At 60.1% G+C, this 17,487-nt stretch carries 8 protein-coding genes and 8 pseudogenes; 7 read left to right on the top strand and 9 right to left on the bottom strand.

What is annotated here, in order from left to right; genetic code table 11:
* Positions 1-19: 19 nt before the first annotated feature.
* Entirely contained in the window at positions 20-1,600 is a 1,581-nt protein-coding gene (locus NKH16_RS24095; RefSeq protein WP_352902119.1) for an ABC transporter substrate-binding protein, read from the bottom strand.
* Between the two features lie 787 nt (positions 1,601-2,387).
* Between NKH16_RS24095 and NKH16_RS24090 the strand changes: the two are divergent.
* Positions 2,388-2,820: pseudogene (locus tag NKH16_RS24090) on the top strand (transposase); the annotation flags it as partial.
* Between the two features lie 268 nt (positions 2,821-3,088).
* On the opposite strand, the pseudogene NKH16_RS24085 reads toward NKH16_RS24090, so the two are convergent.
* Positions 3,089-4,123 (bottom strand): annotated as a pseudogene (locus tag NKH16_RS24085) (IS110 family RNA-guided transposase).
* A 107-nt stretch (positions 4,124-4,230) separates the two neighbouring features.
* Here NKH16_RS24085 and NKH16_RS24080 point away from each other — a divergent pair.
* A pseudogene (locus NKH16_RS24080) lies at positions 4,231-4,452 on the top strand (transposase); the annotation flags it as partial.
* A pseudogene (locus NKH16_RS35080) lies at positions 4,413-5,161 on the top strand (IS110 family RNA-guided transposase); the annotation flags it as partial. The pseudogenes NKH16_RS24080 and NKH16_RS35080, both read left to right, overlap by 40 nt.
* 20 nt (positions 5,162-5,181) lie before the next feature.
* Here the strand turns inward: NKH16_RS35080 and NKH16_RS24070 are convergent.
* Positions 5,182-5,533 (bottom strand): annotated as a pseudogene (locus NKH16_RS24070) (IS66 family transposase); the annotation flags it as partial.
* Positions 5,534-5,610: 77 nt separating this feature from the next.
* Between NKH16_RS24070 and NKH16_RS24065 the strand changes: the two are divergent.
* Positions 5,611-5,838, top strand: a complete 228-nt coding sequence (locus tag NKH16_RS24065; protein ID WP_352902116.1) for a hypothetical protein — start codon at positions 5,611-5,613, stop codon at positions 5,836-5,838.
* A 323-nt stretch (positions 5,839-6,161) separates the two neighbouring features.
* On the opposite strand, the gene NKH16_RS24060 is transcribed toward NKH16_RS24065, so the two are convergent.
* Positions 6,162-7,391 carry an ATP-grasp domain-containing protein gene (locus NKH16_RS24060; RefSeq protein ID WP_352902114.1) on the bottom strand — a complete coding sequence of 410 codons (1,230 nt, stop codon included), beginning with the start codon at positions 7,389-7,391 and terminating at the stop codon, positions 6,162-6,164.
* Between the two features lie 659 nt (positions 7,392-8,050).
* On the opposite strand from NKH16_RS24060, the gene NKH16_RS24055 reads away from it, so the two are divergent.
* Complete coding sequence (locus NKH16_RS24055) at positions 8,051-9,391, top strand: ISNCY family transposase (RefSeq protein ID WP_352902112.1); 1,341 nt, start codon at positions 8,051-8,053, stop codon at positions 9,389-9,391.
* A gap of 854 nt (positions 9,392-10,245) precedes the next feature.
* On the opposite strand, the pseudogene NKH16_RS35075 reads toward NKH16_RS24055, so the two are convergent.
* The 4 genes and pseudogenes from NKH16_RS35075 to NKH16_RS24030 all read right to left on the bottom strand — a co-directional run.
* Positions 10,246-11,245, bottom strand: a pseudogene (locus NKH16_RS35075) (IS110 family RNA-guided transposase); the annotation flags it as partial.
* A gap of 61 nt (positions 11,246-11,306) precedes the next feature.
* Positions 11,307-12,177, bottom strand: a pseudogene (gene istB, locus NKH16_RS24040) (IS21-like element helper ATPase IstB).
* Positions 12,174-13,436: an IS21 family transposase gene (gene istA / locus NKH16_RS24035; protein WP_352773192.1), complete on the bottom strand. Its 1,263-nt coding sequence runs from the start codon at positions 13,434-13,436 to the stop codon at positions 12,174-12,176. Before istA ends, istB begins: the two are co-directional and overlap by 4 nt.
* A gap of 89 nt (positions 13,437-13,525) precedes the next feature.
* Positions 13,526-13,747: a hypothetical protein gene (locus NKH16_RS24030; protein ID WP_352902103.1), complete on the bottom strand. Its 222-nt coding sequence runs from the start codon at positions 13,745-13,747 to the stop codon at positions 13,526-13,528.
* A gap of 749 nt (positions 13,748-14,496) precedes the next feature.
* Between NKH16_RS24030 and NKH16_RS24025 the strand changes: the two genes are divergently transcribed.
* The gene (locus NKH16_RS24025) at positions 14,497-15,783 is read left to right on the top strand and encodes a hypothetical protein (protein WP_352902101.1); all 1,287 of its coding nucleotides are present in this window, start codon (positions 14,497-14,499) and stop codon (positions 15,781-15,783) included.
* Positions 15,784-15,938: 155 nt separating this feature from the next.
* A pseudogene (locus NKH16_RS24020) lies at positions 15,939-16,125 on the top strand (ABC transporter permease); the annotation flags it as partial.
* 125 nt (positions 16,126-16,250) lie between these two features.
* Here the strand turns inward: NKH16_RS24020 and NKH16_RS24015 are convergent.
* Positions 16,251-17,480, bottom strand: a complete 1,230-nt coding sequence (locus tag NKH16_RS24015; protein WP_352902099.1) for a hydantoinase/carbamoylase family amidase — start codon at positions 17,478-17,480, stop codon at positions 16,251-16,253.
* Positions 17,481-17,487 lie beyond the last annotated feature (7 nt).

Raw genomic sequence — 17,487 nt, 5'->3', positions numbered from 1 at the left:
TAGCTAGCTTCAGCTAAGTCTAAGCCGGCTTGAAATCGACGTATAGCGGGATACCGTCCGGGCGGGTTGCGGCCTTCGTTTGCGTAGTGCGATACATGAGGGGTGCACCTCCATGGGTCAGGAAACGGAATGCGCCGGATTGCTCCATGATGTCCTGCATCTCGTAGTAGAGCTTTGCCCGCTCTTTCGGGTCGTTGATGGTGACTGCTCTGTCGTTCAGCTCGTCGAAGCGGTCGCTGCGGAATCGCTGCCAGTTCCATACGCCGACCTGACCACTCACGAAGTAGCCAACTGCAGGAGACGGATCCGGAAAACCATCAAACTTCATTAGGAAGAGTTGTATGTCCTTCCAGCGCTCGCCTTCAGATTCCATGCCTAGGCTCCAGAAAGAGCCAGAATCCTGGGTATTGACCTCGACCGTAATGCCGATCTGTGCCAATTGCGCCTGCACCATCCCAGCGATCGTCGAATTAGTGCTGTCGTTCAGGCAATCGATGGTCAAGTTCAGATCGCTCACACCGGCCTTTCCCAGGAACTCCTTCGCCTTTGCGAGATCGCCCTCCGGCGGGACGAGGGCCTTGTCGCGATGCCCGACAAGGCCCGGAGCAATGGTGCCTGTTGCGACGACAGCGTGACCCGCATAGGCAGCGTCCAGGATCTGCGGCACATTGATGGCCCATTGGATTGCCTTGCGGACGTTGATGTCCTTCAGTTTGGGGTGATCCATATTCATGCCGACCCAGACGTAATCCAGCGAGGGCTTTTCCTCAATCATGCTGTCGGCGAGCGGCGCGTCCTTGAACATCGCGAGCGAATCCAGACTGATATGGGTGAAATCGATATCGCCCGCCTGATAGGCGCGTTCCGCCGTCTTGATGTCGCTGATCGGCAGGATGCGGATTTCATCAAAGCCCGGCTTCGGCCCTGACCAATCCGGATTGCGCGTCAAGAGCAGATACTGGTTCGCCTTCCAGTCGGCGACCACATACGGGCCGGAGAAAGCCGGCGGCTTCAAGCCGAAATCACCTCCGTCCTTGGTCGCCTTCATTACCGCGTCCTCGGAAACGATATGGCCATCAAAGGGAAGGCTCATCATCCAAACAGGCACGTAAGGACTCTTGAACACAATGACTCCGGTGTAATCATCCTCGATGTCGACGCGGTCGAGCGAACCCCAATCGGACTTCACCGGCGAATTATGCTTGATGACGCGCTCAAAGGAGAACTTGACGTCCTTCGCAGTCATCTCGCCATGACCGCCAGTGAACTTGATGCCCTTCTTCAGATGGAAGCGGACATGGGTCGGGTCGACCTGCTCGATCTTTTCCGCCGCCTCTAGCTCCCATCCCCATTCGGTACCCGCCTTGTAACGCGCGAGCTTTGTATAAATGCAACTCATCACCACGATATCGCTTACACCTGCGAAGAAGCCGGGATCGAACGTGACGATGTCACGAGGGGAACGCGCCTTGAGTACTTTGCCTTCGGCCGCCCAAATGACTTGCGACAACGGCATGCCGCCAGCGACGATACCCCCGCTGAGGATGGCACCAGCCTTCAGAATGGCGCGGCGACTCACATTGCCTACGATTTTTTTCATCTTCCTCCCCTTGTTTTGAGGCGACGTCCCTTAGCCGCCGCTTTGTGTAGGGGTGATAAGGCTTTTTCCGCCCTTTCACAGCCGAAATAATCTCAACAGCCGGGTTACATTTGTGAGGATCGCGGCTAATTGATATGACACCGGCAAGCAGACAATGATCCACGATCCACGATTGACGATGAATGTCTGAGTGGGATGGTTGGCGCTGACAGCGCGCCTCAACGACGAGAAATCGCAAGCGTTATCCCCGATATCGACGGCGGTTTGGCTTCGTGGACCCGCCGCCAATCAAAGCCCTTCAAGCGAAGGCCTACAGGAATATCCCTGCTGGTGAGTCCGACGGATCACCGAGCGAGGTGGTCCGGGTTCTGGACCCACATCATGCGCTTTGGGGCGATCCTTCCGGCTGATCCGCCAAGTGGCGCATGGAGGTGGCAACTTTCCACCATCATACGAAGGCGAGCACCTTAATGGATCAACACTGCTGATCCCGACGGCAGCAACGCAGAAGTATGTAGAAGACACGAATCAGATTAAATTGAGGGTCGAGGCGGTTCGGGATCTTGAACCAGGTTACGTGCCACCGTGTGCGAAGGCAGTTCGCCGGCAACGGTGGCGCGGCCGATCGATGAATGGCGGATTGTCGTGAAGGACCGGTATCCGCCCTACATCGACTGGCCAACCTATGAGAAGATCCGCGACATCGTGCGAGACAACCGAGCCGAATACATGCGCATCAAACGAGAGGTGCTCCCCGCAACGGCGAACTTCTGCTGCATGGCATCGCCTGCTGGCCAGCGAACAAGATCGGCCTGAGGTCAGGAAGGCACGCGAGGAATGGGTCGCCAGACGTCAGCCGAAGATGCGGCTCGAGCGGCACAGGCTGGTCTTTGTCGACGAAACCGGCACCAACACGAAGATGACCCGCCTGCGCGGCCGCTGTCTCAAGGGCCAGCGTCTCAAGGCCAAGGCACCGTTCGGGCACTGGAAGACCCAGACCTTCATCGCCGGGCTGCGATGCTACGGTCTGACGGCGGCCTTTTGTCGTCGATCGGCCGATGAACCGACGCATCTTCGAGACCTATGTCGAGACGCAACTCGCCCCGACGCTCGAAAAGGGCGATGTCGTCATCCTCGACAATCTCCCCGCCCACAAAAGCCCGGCCGCCGAAAAGGCGATCCGGGCAAGTCGTGCATGGATCCTGTTCCTGCCACCCTTCTGTATTCGGCGTGCTGAGGTCAAGCACTTTCGAGGATTCTACTCTGCCGGCTTCCGATGTCTCTCGCGGCTCTTGCTTCTCTCCGGGATCGGCGCGCGTCTCGGGCCTCCCAATATGGGATTAGAAGGACAAGACGGAACAATCTACAGCGCGTCCTAATCGCAATATGCGGTCGGAACCAGGGCGGCAACGGACTCATCTCATCCATCGTCCCGCCAAGGACGTCTTTCCGCCGGCTGGCGGAAGTTGTTCTCCTCCCGAAGACCGTTCAAGCAACTGCCGGCATACTTTCCCTCGTCCAGCGGAATTCGGTCGCATTGCTCCCATGCGATGCATGATCACTGCCAGTTGCCGCGCCAACGCGACGACGGCTTTCTGACGACCCCGTCGTTTGGCGACATTTATCGCCCAGGCTTTCAACCAGGACCATTTCGTCACACGCGTCAGCAGGCATTGGGCGGCTTCAGAGAGGAGCGTGCGCATTATGCCGTCGCCGCATAGTGAGACGCGGCCGACGCGCCGACTTTCGCCGGACTGATTGAGTACCGGCGTCAGACCCAACGCTGGACCAACGGCGTTCGAGTTGCTGAAGCGGGCCGGAACATCGGTTGTGGAACTGAAGGCCAGAGAGACGACAGGTCCGACGCCGGGGATCGTCATCGAGCGCCTGCAAACCTCGTCACCTCGGACGATCGACAGCAGCTTCCGATGGAGTTTCGCGAACTCTTCGCGCAGTTTCCGCCGGGCAGCCAGCAACGGCTCGACGATGTCGCCGATCTCAGGCTCGTACTCGACGAGTTCGCGAATTCGCTCTTCAAACTTGACTGCACCGAGGTGCCGACCTTGAGCCCAAAGTTGCGCAACAAACCGCGGATGTCGTTCTCGAAGGCGACTGCCTTCTCCTGCAGTAACTTACGGGCGCTCAAAAGGACACGGCGTTTCTGGCGCGTCAGCGTCTTGACGTGCACCGGCCGGAACAGATTGACCCGCATCATCTGTGCAATGCCGCGGGCATCATGCGATCGTTCTTATTGACCTGCGCCTTGAGAAACGCCTTCGTGTGCCGTATCTCAATACAGATCGCCGGCAAGCCGGCTGCTGCCAGTCCACTGAACAGGCATTGCGACAATGGCCCAGCCTCAAGCCCTACGCGCGCCAGTTGCCAGGTTGGGTCCTGCAGAACCCGGATAAGGTCATCCGGGTGGCTCGGGACCTTCACTTCACGGCAAACCTTGCCCGTTTCGTCGCTGATGCACACTAACGTCTCTTTCACCGAAATGTCTAACCCGGCATAATGCTTCATGCTGCGCTTCCTTCCTGATGCTTGTGGCTGTTCCTGAACAGACCACGTCTATCATCAACTCGAAGCGCAGCGCCTCTCCATACGAAGCCTAGAAGAGAGCCGAATACCCCATCTACAGCCCGGATCTCAATCCGATCGAAATGGCCTTCTCAAAGCTCAAGGCGCATCTGCGCAAGAGGGCGATCCGAACCATCGATGCACTCTGGAAGGCAATCGGAGACATCTGCGATCTATTCCCACCAACTGAATGCCGAAACTATTTCAAAGCCGCCGGATATGAGCCAACTCAATCGCACGACGCTCTCGCGAAATACATCTTTGCAGATTAGTCGATGCGCGCGGCAAATCGTCCTGCGGAAGATGCTGCGGCGGGATTGCGTGTCGCGTTTCTTCGCCAAACTGCCGCCATGCCTGGTGGCATGGAGGCTTTGAACGGGGCGCATTACTGGGTCCGCGTTCTCACCGCCCTCGGCCATCGGGTGTGCTGATCAGCCCCATTTGTGAATCCCTACGTAAAGTCAAACAACGCGACCGAAATGATCCGGAAGCCATCTGCGAAGGGTGGGCCGGCCGTCAGTGCGCTTCGTTCCGCCGGAATCCGTGAACAGTTGGCCGTGCAGGCCGTCCATCGGATTCGCCATCGCATCGGATCGGGTCAAGCCGGCGAACCAGGTGCGCGGCCTTCTTGCCGAGCACGGCATTGTCACCCCAGGGACATCAAGCAGTTGCGCGACGAGACCTCGCCGAGATAATCGCAGGCTGCGATGACGGCCTCTGCGAGCTGGTGCGTTCACTCAAGAGGGATCTGCGGGAGGAATTGGCCGAACTGGATCGGCGAATTGGATCCTACGATCGCCGGATACGGGAAATCTTCCGCAACAGCGAGCCGTGCCAATGCCCTGGCAAGATCGAAGGCATTGGCCCGATAATGGCGACGGCATTGATCGCAGCTGTCGGTGACAGAACCTGCTTCACGACGGCTGCCAGTTTGCGGCGTGGGTGGGCCTCGTGCCGAAGCAGCGATCAAGTGGAGGACGGCCTGACCGTTCTGTAAGCGGTTAGCTGATGGCGTCTGGCTTGAAGTTCCAGGGCATGAGCATGTCGATTTCGGCTGCGGACCAGCGTTGAGCGATGCGGGTCAAGGTTTGGGAGAGCCAGGCGAGCGTATCGACGTTGTTGACTTTCGCCGTCTGCAGAAGGGTCGCCACGGTCGCCCAAGTTCGTCCACCGCCCTCGCTGCCGGCAAATAGGCCGTTGGCACGAGTAATTGTCTGGGGCCTGATGGCGCGCTCGACGATGTTGGAGTCGATTTCGATACGGCCGTCCGTCAGAAAGCGTTCCAGCGCCTCGCGCCGGGTGAGCGCGTAGCGGATCGCCTCGGCAGTTTTGATTTCCGGAGACCTTGCCCAGTTCCTTTTCCCACTGTTCCTCCGGCAGCATTGGGGCGAAGAAGACTCGATCCGGCTGGCGGAGGCGATTCAGCGCTGGTGGGCGGCGCCCTAGCCGCAAGCCGTCAGCTCGCCAACGAGTTCAGCGTCATGCGCCAGCTTTGCCTCTACCGCCAGAGACGCGATCCGACCAGCTATGTGCCCGAGCACAGCTGGGCGCCGGTGAAGGAGTCGACCTTCTTCCCCTATATTTTCAGCCAGGACGAGATCCCCGGATCCCTTGCTGTCGCCTCGGGCGCTCGACACTGGACGCTCCATCTTCCTTAGCTTCGGCGGGGTCCCAACTGAAGTGCTGTTCGACAATCCGAAGACGCATGGGGAGGCGGTTGCGTCAAGATATATCCGTCTTTGAAACGCCGACCGCACGTAGCGCTGCGGTTTGAGCTGCCGTTTGAAATGTCGTCAGCTTCTGAGACCCACCTCGGACCAACCGGGGGTGAATTCGGAAGCGGGCGCAAGCGCAGAACTAGGAACTCGCCGGATCAGTTCAAGGCGTCTCTCTCGTGCTCTCGATTGCACCAATGTCCTGCGACAATCACTTTCTATCCTGCATCTGCGCCGGTGCTGGGAGGTAGGTCCGCAGATTGTTCCTATTCGCCAATGGCCGGAAATGGTGTGATCGACCAACCAATTAAGTCGATAGCCTGCTGAAGTGTCGCCTTGGTCTGAGCAGTGCTGGGTGAAGCGGCGATGACATGTCCGATCCAGTCTCGCGAATCGCCTTTTCTGACGATCGGCGTGTTGGGTTCAACATAGAATTTGACCTCGGCTACACCTGATAAAGCAGCCGCCCGGCTCTCGCCACCGATCCAATCGAGGGTGCCATCGCGATCAGGGACAAGGATCCGCGCGGCCGCAGCGTGCGAATGCCTTCTGCGCAAATTCCATTCGTCGCCGATGACAAGCTTAATATGCTCGGTGATGAGATCGACACCGTAAGCCAGCTGACTCAGTTGGGGAGTGGGCGTGCCAGAAAGACGTGGATTGACTTCAATGACGACCGGGCCACGCTTCGTCCACCGGAGTTCAATGCCCGTTGGCCCCCAGCCAAGGCCGAGAGCTCGCAAACAGCTCTGCGAAATATCGGCGATACGTTTATACTCGTCATCAGTCAGCGGGGCCGGATGGGTGCACTCACGAAAGACGAAATACGGTTGGTGGCCCAAGTCAGCGGCGCCAATCCCAATGACCTCATTTCCCATTATCTCAACGCTATAATAGGGGCCCTGCGCGAATTCTTCGACCAGTATTCTGGGCGAAGACCGCCATATGTACTGCCCGCTCAACAGATAGGTCGTATGTTCGGACAACTCATCCATGTTGCGGCACAATCGGACACCTCTGCTGCCGGCGCCTACGGCTGGCTTAAGAACCACCGGCAGGCCGACGTCCGCAGCAGAGCCTTCCACGTCCGTCGCATTCGTGGCCAAGCGGTAAGCAGGTATTGGAACGCCGGCCTCCGCGAGGAGCTGACGTTGAGTGAATTTGTCGCAGCATCGTTCAATGGAGGCCGGGTCCGGTCCGGGTAGCTCGAAATGCCGGCAGAGCTTGCCAACTGTCGCATAGACCGACTCTCTGTCGGACGTAATGCCAGCAATGTCATAAGTCGCACCTAGCCGGGAGCATTCGCGGATCAGCGCATCGAGATTCTCTGTATCGACACGAATTGCTTCCAAGCTTTCCGCAGCAATGTAGTCGTACCGAGCTGGATCGGCCGACAGGATAATTGGATGAAGCCCAAGACGTCGGGCGGCTTGGACGTATAGCAGACCAGTGCCCCTAGGATGGCCTTCAACCAGGATGAGTGCTCTTCTTGCCATTGGCTGTTAACTCCGACGTTGCGATGCTGTGCGGCGGTTCGAGCGCAAATCGGCATCAGCTTTTCCAGCCGTGCCCGACCGCAGACTTGGTGAAAAAGTACCATTGACAGCGATTTGCGGTTGCAAAGATTCTGTAAATTTATTTGAAGGACCTGTTGCAACCGATCGGGCCGACTTTGACGCAATGGATCTTTCTGACCACAAGGCAGAGATCAAGGACTTGTATTGACGGGCCCCTCGCCGGGAGTACGCTAGAGAAGAACTCCTGATTTCCTTTCAATGGCTTCGCCCCGCTTCCACGCTCAGATGCACGAGTCCGGCTCTATGGAGGCGTAAGCGGATAGCCTCGCCCTTTGACGCGCCTATTCCGGAAGAGCTCTGGGATCAGTGCCTGGCCCGTTTCGCGCTTTCGGATAGCCGTCAGGATCGACGGGGACAGCCTCGGCATTGACCTGAGTGTCATACCGGGCGCATTAGCAAAGCTTTACGGTCACGCCCTAGAACGCAACGCACAGACGTCTAGTCTAGTTTCCATCCATAAACGGCAACTGTTTGATTTTGTTTAGTGAATCGTAGCTTTGCGCGAGCGAGGCCCGGCGGTTTCAGGTATCTTGGATCATGCCACTGAGTCCAAATCCCTGCCACCGCCGGAGCCGACAATGCGCCAAGAACGCACCGTCCAAGCCAATATATTCGATGTTTTCGCCACGCACGAGATCGGCCACGAGTTGAAGGCGATGTCGCGATGGCTGGACGAGCATCGCAATCTGCTTGGCTTGGTGGCCCGCGATTTGGTCCGGGTCGGCGTCAAGGCTACGGGACGGCAGGGCCTGCCGGCCGAAGCGGTGTTGCGCTGCGCGATCCTCAAGCAGTACCGGCAACTAAGCTACCAGGAGCTGGCGTTCCATCTTGAGCACTCCGCCTCGTTTCGCGCCTTTGCCCGCCTGCCATGGTCGTGGAGCCCACAGAAGTCGGTGCTGCAAAAGACGATCAGCGCGATCCGGCCCGAGACCTGGGAGGCGATCAATCGGACGCTGCTGTCGAGCGCGCGGCAAGCGAGGCTGGAAGATGGCGCGGTGGTGCGGCTGGACAGCACCGTGACCTCGGCACTCATACACGAGCCGAGCGACAGCAGCCTGCTTTGGGATGCTGTGCGGGTCATGGTGCGCCTGCTGAAGCGGGCCGATACCTTGGTCGGCGGCTCCGGCTCATCATGGTGCGATCATTGCCGCGCAGCCAAGAAGCGCAACCGCAAAATCCAGTTCACGCGCGGTCGGCCCAATCGGGTCCAACTCTACCGCGAGCTGATCGCAATCACCCGCGCGACCTTGGCCTATCTGAAGCAGACGAGCGAGCGACTGGTAGTGGCGAGCACTCCGTCCATCGCACTGTGGCAGGCTCAGGTTCGTCACTTTCGGCCGCTGATCGAACGCATCATCAGACAGAGCGAGCGGCGGGTGTTGGCCGGCGAGCCGGTGCCAGCCGGCGAGAAGTTGGTCAGCCTGTTCGAATCGCATGCCGATATCATCGTCAAAGGCAGTCGCGACACCGAGTACGGCCACAAACTCAACCTGACCACCGGCAGGAGCGGCATGATCCTCGATCTGGTGATCGAGAAAGGCAACCCGGCCGACAGCGACCGCTTGCTGCCGATGCTGGAGCGTCACATCGAACTCTATGGTCAAGCGCCGCGGCAAGCGGCGGCCGATGGCGGCTTCGCCACCCGCGACAACCTGGCCACAGCGAAGGCGTGGGGCGTCTCCGACATGGCCTTCCATAAGAAGGCCGGCCTCAGGATCGAGGACATGGTCAGAAGCAAGTGGGTCTATCGCAAGCTCCGCAACTTCCGCGCCGGCATCGAAGCCGGCATCTCTTGCCTCAAACGCGCTTACGGCCTGGCACGCTGCACCTGGCGCGGGCTTGACCACTTCAAGGCCTACGTCTGGTCCTCGGTCGTGGCCTACAACCTCGTCCTCTTCACTCGTCTCAAGTCAACCTGATTCCGCGCAAGGTATCGCGCTTGCGTCGCGCCGGCCATTTGCCGGCCCTCATGGCGTGCGCCTGATGTGCCGATGACATCATTTTCTCGACAATCAGCGCTCCTAACCCTGACTATGTCCGTCAAAAGGCCTATCCAGTACGGCACAAGCCATTGTAAACGCTGCAAAATGCGCTCGTTTGTGGACGGAAACTAGTCTAGTTCAGTGCCGCCCAGGAAATGCCCTGCGACACCAGATAAACCTGGAACGCACGGACGTCCTCCACCCGGAAGGCGCCGATGACCCACCGGCACGCCGCTCGCTCGCTACGGCGCTGTTGAGGGCGCGCTCGCGAGCGGCTTCGCTGCCGCCGAGCTACACCTGTATGGGGCGATGATTGTCAAGCTTGCTCCTGGTTCGTTTCTCATCTCCTCGTTCTGCCGATTGGCGACCATCTGCTCGTGCCGACCTGGCTTCGAACTGGCCGCCGCGCGCAGTGACGGTCAAGGATGGCCTGCAGCCCATCGCGAAGCGACTTGTCCTTGACGGTCACGAGCACGGGCGGCCGGCTTTGCCGGGTCGGCACCGTTCGGGTGGGGCCAAATGCCGACGACAGATTTCCGAGGCGAGCTCGCCGAGCAGGCGCGAAGGTCGCGCGGCAGACTTGCATGCGGTAGATCGCAGTAGATCTGACCATGATGCAGCATGCGCATCGGTGGCGAAGCTCCGGGGCGGCGGGGCCCATTCTACGTCGGCGGTCCGAACGACCATGTGTAGCTTCGGGTTGCCGCCACCTCGGATCGTCATCGGCAGACCCTGCTGCGGGCCTGCCAATTGGGGTGTGCCTTTGTTCTACCTCTTCCCACGTGCCTCCATCACGGCGCAGGCACGATGACGCCCTCAGGCACCTCGCCCGCGGTGACGAAACGCCACAGCGCAATCAGCAGCTTGCGCGCCAGCGCCACGATCATCGTCTTGCGCGTGGTTTTGCGGCCGTCGGTCGTGCGTGCCTGGAACTATCGGGCGAGGTCGCTGTCCTTCTGGAAGTGGAGAAAGCGCCAGGCCAACTGGATCATGCCGCCCCGCACGCATTGCCGGCGCGTGCCAGCCCCTTCTCGCGGCGGCGTTTGCCGCTCTCGTCCGGCGCCCCCGTGAGGCCGGCGTAGCGCGCCACGGCGCGGCGGTCGCGCAGCTTGCGTGATAGCATCTCGTTGACCAGCATGTCCGCGGTCTCGACGCCGATGCCGATGATCCGCGCGAGCAGGCGAACCATCGCGTGCGGGCCGTTCGCCGCAGCCGGAGCCGCCGCCAGCCGGCGCAGGCGTTCCTGTTCGATGGCGCGGATCTGCGCGCGCACGAGGTTGAGCCGCTCAAGGAAGCGGTAGAGCTCGGCGCGGGTGTTGTCCGGCAGCGGCATTCCCTCCGCCGTTCGGATGCTCTCCAGCCTGTCCGCCGCTGGGCGCAGGCTCAGCCGGAAGCTGCGGACGCCGAAGCGGGCGAGGATCGCCTTGATGCGGTTGATGAGCCGCGTCTGCTCGCCGACCAGGGTCCCCCGCTCGCGGTTCGGCCGCCGCGCGTCCTCTTCTTCGACTGTCGGGATCGCCGCCATGGAGCAATGGCGTTTCTCGCCGCGCAGCCAGCCGAGAAAAGCGCGCATCAGCATCTCGGTGTCGAGACGATCGGTCTTGGCGCGGCGGTGCTCGCGCGACACCGCAACGCCGAGGGATGGATGGCATAGGCCTCGATGCCGTGCGCCCGCAACCAGCGCGCCAGCCAGAAGCCGTCGCCGGCCACCTCATAGGCGACGGCGATCCGCTGGACCGTGTGCCCGGCCCGGCCGGCTTCGTCGCGCCAGCGCTGCAGCAGCTTCAACAGTTGTCAATGCCGCTCGAATTTTCCCCAAAAGTGCCGAAGTAAAATTCCCCAGTTTCGCCGCTCAGGCTGTCGCGGAGGGGTGTCCATTTTTCGGTGGCCGGCCGCGCGGCCGCGATGGTGGATTTAATGTCGGCGGCGTGATGGAGGCTTTCGATCGCAAGTGTTCGGGCATGAGCTCGGCGTGCTGGCGGAGCCGATAACTCGATCCTTCGATCTGGACGACGACCGCATGGTGAAGCAGGCGATCGAGAAGTGCGGTTGCGACGACAGGATCGCCGAAGACCTCGCCCCATTCGGCGAAGCCGCGATTTGAGGTGAGAATCATTGCGCCCTTCTCGTAGCGGGCGTTGACGAGTTGGAAGAACAGATTGCCGCCACCGTGGACGACGGGCAAGTAGCCGATCTCATCGACAACGAGCAGAGCAGGCCGGCAGAAGAAGCGGATGCGTTCCTGCAGGCGGCCTTCGCGTTCGGCCCTTGCCAGCGGCGATGAGTTCGGCGAGCGTGCAGAAATAGACGCTCTTTCCAGCCTTCACAGCCTCGACTGCAAGCGCAATGGCCAGATGGCTCTTGCCTGTGCCGGGCGGGCCGAGGAAGTGGACGACCTCGCAGCGGGCGACGAAGCCGAGTTGGGCCAGCGTGAAGATTCGATCGCGGTCGAGCGAGGGCTGGAAAGAGAAGTCGAAGCCGGCGAGCGTCTTGATCGTGGCCAGGCGCCCCATGCGCAGTGCCGTCTTGATCCGGCTGTTCTCGCGCAGGGTCAACTCTTCCGAGAGGAGGATGTCCATGGCTTCGAGGGCGGCGATCTCGCCTTGCTCGAGCCGGCGCACGACATGATCGAGTGCTTCGAGCGCCCGCGGCATCTTCAGGCCGACGAGGTCGTGGCGGATCCGGTCGATGGTGGATGGCGTGGTATCGAGCGCGTTCGTCATGGACGTTGCTCCTTCGCCATCACCCGGGCGACGGCGTCGTAGAAGGCCAACGGGCGCTGAGCGACCCTGTCGCCCGAGCCATGAAGAATGACCTCGTCGTTCCTCAGTCTTTGTCGGCGCTTGTGGACGTGGATGTTGCGATGACCCGGCTCGACATGACGCTGGTGCCGGCCTTCGAGAATAGGATGGGTGGCAATCAGTGCGCCGTCCTCGAAGATGCGCAACTCTTCGGCCAGCGTGTGTACCTCGACGACACGGCGCCTGGTGGCGTCGGGCACGCTGTAGAAATTGCCGCCGACGCTGACCATGCCCTCCCGGCTGATACGTCGCTCGAGCTTTAGGACCGATCGGAACGGAGCCAAAGGCAGCGGCCGCAGCGCTGCGCGCTCCTCGGCGAAAGCTTCGTTGACGACACGCCTTGTGGTGGCGTGAACCCTCGGGTTTGCGACCGTGTCCAGCCAGTGACGCAACTGGGCGTTCAGGTCTTCGAGATTGCGAAAGGACCGGGCCAGGAAGAAGTCCTCGCGAATGTAGCGGAACGGCCGCTCGACCTTGCCTTTCGTTTTGGCGCGGTAAGGCCGACACGCCTTGGGATGGAAACCATAGTGGCGGGCAAGATCGACGAGGGCACGGTTGTAGACGATGCCGCCGGTATCGCCTTCGCCGATCACAGCCGTCTTCATACGATCGTAAAGCACTTCGCGAGGAGCGCCGCCCAGCGCCTCGAAAGCCCCAGCATGGCAGCGCAAGACAGTCGGCAGATCCTGGTGGACGACGAAGCGTGCCCAGATAAGGCGACTGAAGCCAAGCACCATGGAGAATAGCCAGACGATTCTCGGCGTGGTCGGCTCATCGGCAAAGACGACATTGAACTGGGCGAAGTCGACCTGCGCCTGCTCGCCGGGCGGGGTCTCGAAGCGAACCTCGTATCCGCGCTCCGCCGCGGCAGGACGGACGTCGCGCAGGAAGTCGGTAACGGCCGTGTAGCCGCCGCCATAGCCGAGGTCCTTCAGTTCGCGGAAAAGCCGGCTGCCGGTGAGCCCGGGATATCGCGTGACCCGCTCGCGAAGATAGGCTGTGAAGGGATCGATCACCGCCTGACGCGGCTTGCGCGGTCCGTAGGCCGGAGCCTCGAGCCCGCGCGCAATGTATTTGCGCACCGTCTTGCGGTCGATCCCGCTCTCCCTGGCGATCGCCGATACCGACAGGCCCTGCCGATGCAAATCCAGTATCATCATCATCTCCCCGATCTTGATCACCGAAATCCCTCTCCCGACCATCAGGAGAAGCATCAACGATCACGCGCCGCCGGTCTCCCGGAGCGCGCTCCGGAAGACCGGCGACAGCGCTAAACTGGGGAAGATTCAAACGGCACTTCTGGGGAGTATTGAGCCGGCATCGACAACAGTGCTGGCGCGACGGCATCGATCTTCTTGAGGGGCTGGCGCTTGAGGCCCGCAACAAGCGCGGCGACGAGCCACTTCGTCTTGCTCATTTCGATGACGGCGATGATCGTGTTATCCTGTTCAAGAGCGGTAAGGGACCGGCTCGCGTCAAAAGATTGTGACATGGGACGCCTCCTTCTGATGGTGGTTGAAACAGCGAAGGGATGCCACACCCTCGCCGCTCGCCCCATAGCATCTACTCAGCGTACAGTTCCCCAACCTGACCATGTCGATGAGTCAGTCAGCGCCGCAGCACGAGGAAGGAGAACTGTCGTGACGAAGTATTCCGCCCTGGATGTCTCGATGGAACAGACGGCCATCTGCGTGGTCGACGAGAACCGGAAGAAGATCCCGGAGGGGGAAGGTTCCTACCGATCCAGACGCGATCGCAGACTGGCTGGCCGGGAAGGCGGGAAAGGTTGCAAGGATCGGGATGGAAACCGGTCCGCTGGCCGTGTGGCTGTGGAACGAGTTGGTCACCCGCGGCTTGTCGATCTGTCTGGATGCCCGTCACGCCAGCGCCGCCCTCTCGATCGCCTGCCGAAGGGTGCATTGAGGAGCGATCCAAACGGCCGAGGCTCTGCCGCAGGATGAAAGTTCAGTGGCAAGTCACCTTCAGTCTCCGCAGAGATGAACCACCGAACAGTAGCCGAACCGCTGTCGGGAGCGTCAAGCCACCAGACTTGGCAGTTCCTGGAAAAACGTCAACACACTATCTTTCAAGTCCTGTCAGCGACCAACCGGGCACAAAATGGCCCGGTGGCGCGAGGCTAAACGAGGAGGAGATTTCCGCGCTCCGGCGGCCGCGCTACGCCTAAGAATCCGTCGGGTTGCGTTAACGCCAACACTTTAACGCAATTAGATAGGAACTGCCATGACAATTGCGACCCTGCCTGCAATCGGCGAGGCGGATGCACGAATTGAACGCCGACTTTGGGAGCTCGCAACTTGCGATTCAGCCTCGATCTGGGAGGCTCAAGACGCACTGTCCAGCGCGGTTGCAGAGGCGGGCATGCACTTTGAGGGACGGGCGTATCCCGTATGTCTCCGGCCCCTTGCGATAGACTGCGGTCTGGCAAATCACCTCAGCGCTGCCGCTGAGGCTGTGATTAAGCTCCTTGATGTCGCCGCTGAAATGTATTGCTGCAATGAAGACGTACAGGACCAATTTCCAGCCTATAAAAATTTGCGGCATTGGATCACTAATCTACCAAAACATTGGCCGGTTGTAAGAATTTGCAGACTGGAGGGCCTTTTCGGCAGCGATGGCTATTATAAGATAATTGAAACGAATGCCGAAGCACCTGGCGGCGTTATTCAGAACGGCCTCGCCGCAAAAATCTGGACCCGTATACCCAACCCATTGACACATGGCCTGTCACTTGACGTGAGCAAGCAGCCTTTTGCGAAGGATCCGAACTGCTTTGTCGGGGAGCTGGTGTCTACCTACTACGCTGTGACTGGCAGCGAACGCAGAACTGCCGCCGTTGTCAACTTTCGCGGTCGTTATACAAACGAAGTAGATTGGATTGTGAACGGTCTAAGAGACGCAGGCGTCAAAGCGGAGTTGCTTGATGCCAGCGCGATGAAGCGAACACCTCGTGGACTAGTCGGTCCGGATGGCGACCTCATCGAACTTGTTTACAATAAACTCGACCCAAGGGATATCATTGATGCTAACGAATCTGGCGACTACTTAGACGCCTGTGCAGCTCAAGAGGTGGTTTCGATAAACCCGTGGATTTCACAGTGGATATTATCTGACAAGGCGATCCTTGCGGTACTCAGCGACGATCGATTCAGCTCGAACTTCAACGCCGAGCAGATCGAGCTTATTGCACGCCACGTTCCGTGGACCCGTCTTGTTAGAGCAGGAGTAACAACTGATCCCGAACGGCGTCGGATCGAGCTCATCGGCTACATCCGGAAGAACAAGGCCAATCTTGTTCTGAAGCCCTCTAACGCGACGCGTGGCGAGCATGTCTTGGTTGGGCCCCTCACATCCTCAGAGGTGTGGGAAGAGCGCCTTGAGCGGGCCGCCCGCAACCCATACGTCGTTCAAGAGTACGTCAGGCCCGGAGAGGTTACGGCTCTGCACCTGCCAAGCCGGTCGATCAAGAAAATGGCTTATGGAATTGACTGTTACGTATTCGGTGGCTAGCAGGTTTTCAGTCGCGCGCAAGCCTCGATCCTGTGATGAACGTTGGGCGAAGCGGGATTCTACTAGCGATCGCTATCGACTAATTTTCGCGGCTGAGGTCGCCAAAAGCCGCCTATATCCTGCGCAGATTCGTTTCGACGATCGCCGTCATTGCGATGGTCGGGATCTTCGTCTTCCTGCTTCTCATGCTGGCGCCCGACGACCCGACGACCATGATCGCCGGCAAGTCGGCCACGGCGGAGATGATCGCCGGCATCCGCGAGCAACTGGGACTCAACGATCCCCGGCCGGTTCAGTATAAGTTGGGTGCGGGACATGCTCGGCGGCGATTTCGGCACCTCGAAGACCCTCGTACATCGGGCCGCGGGACCCCGAATGGGTATTGCTCGGCAGGAAGCGTGGCCATGCGGCGCTTCTAGGAATCGATAGAATCGACCACCCCCATGACCCTGTTCGGATTCCAACCGCTACCTGCTTTCGCCACGCAGGATCGTCTCGGCGGCATCAGCCAGCACCTGACAGCCGAGCACCAGGTCGGCATCGTCTGTGTTTTCGGTCCAATGATGGCTGATACCCCCGATGCTTGGCACGAAAAGCATAGCGGCTCTCAGTTTACGGGCCACGACCTGCGCGTCGTGACTGGCACCGCTTGGCATTCTCATATAGGCGGTTGTATGGCGCTCGGCCGCACTCTCTATCGCTCCCTGGAAGGTCGCATCCATATACCATGGTTTACCGGCCTCGGTCCGCACGATCTCGGCGCGGCAGCCGGTTCTGGTCGCGGTCTCTTTGACCACTTCCCTTAATACCGCGTCGAGACGCTCAAGCACCTGCATCTCTGAATCTCGGAACTGGAAAAGCATCTCTGCCTTGCCCGGAATTATGCTGGGAGCGCCCGGCTCCAGGCTAATGCGGCCTGTGGTCCAGACGGAACACGGCCCGGCCACTTCAGGAAAGCGCTCGGCAATGGCCATGGCCAGCGTAGCTGCAGCGATACCGGCATCCTTTCGGATAGCCATGCGCGTCGTACCGGCGTGATTCTGGATGCCCTGAAAGGCGATTGAGTACTGCCAAATCCCAACGATGCTCGTAACAACACCGATCCGCTTGCCCGAGGCTTCCAGCGCGTCGCCCTGTTCTATGTGTGCTTCTAGATAACCGACGTAGCGTTCCGGTTCCACCAGAGAACGGGGAACGCCGGCCAGGCCGGCCGTACAGAGCGCGTCCCTGAGCGGCAACCCGTGATGGACATTCAGAGCGCGGTCGATCTGCGCCTCGCCGATGTCACCGATGAATGAACGACTGCCAAGTAACGATATATAATGGCCTTCTTCGTCCGCCCAAGCGACTGGGGCGATGGGAAGGCCAGCGCAGTCCGGCGTTTCCGCGAAGGTCCGGGCAATCTCGAGGCCGTACATTACGCCAAGCGCCCCGTCGAGCCATCCGGCATGGTTCTCGGACTCTGCGTGCGACCCGATTAACAGGGATCGCCGTGCCGAGTGAGGGGTGCCGAACACATTGCCCACCCCGTCGATATGCGCCTGAAGCCCCACGATTTCGTATTGCTGCGCAAGCCAGCGGCGGCTGTCCATGTCCTCTTTCGAATAGGTCGGGCGATGGACACCCGTCCGGTACGCGCCGAATTGCGCGAAACGTCTGAGCTCCGAGAGCAAGCGCCCGGCGTTGATCTTTGGCATCTGCTGC

It is taken from the genome of Mesorhizobium sp. M1307 (assembly GCF_040318155.1).
Lineage (GTDB): Bacteria > Pseudomonadota > Alphaproteobacteria > Rhizobiales > Rhizobiaceae > Mesorhizobium.
The sequence above is the reverse complement of the archived record's forward strand: the minus strand, read 5'-3'. Positions and strand labels throughout refer to the sequence as shown.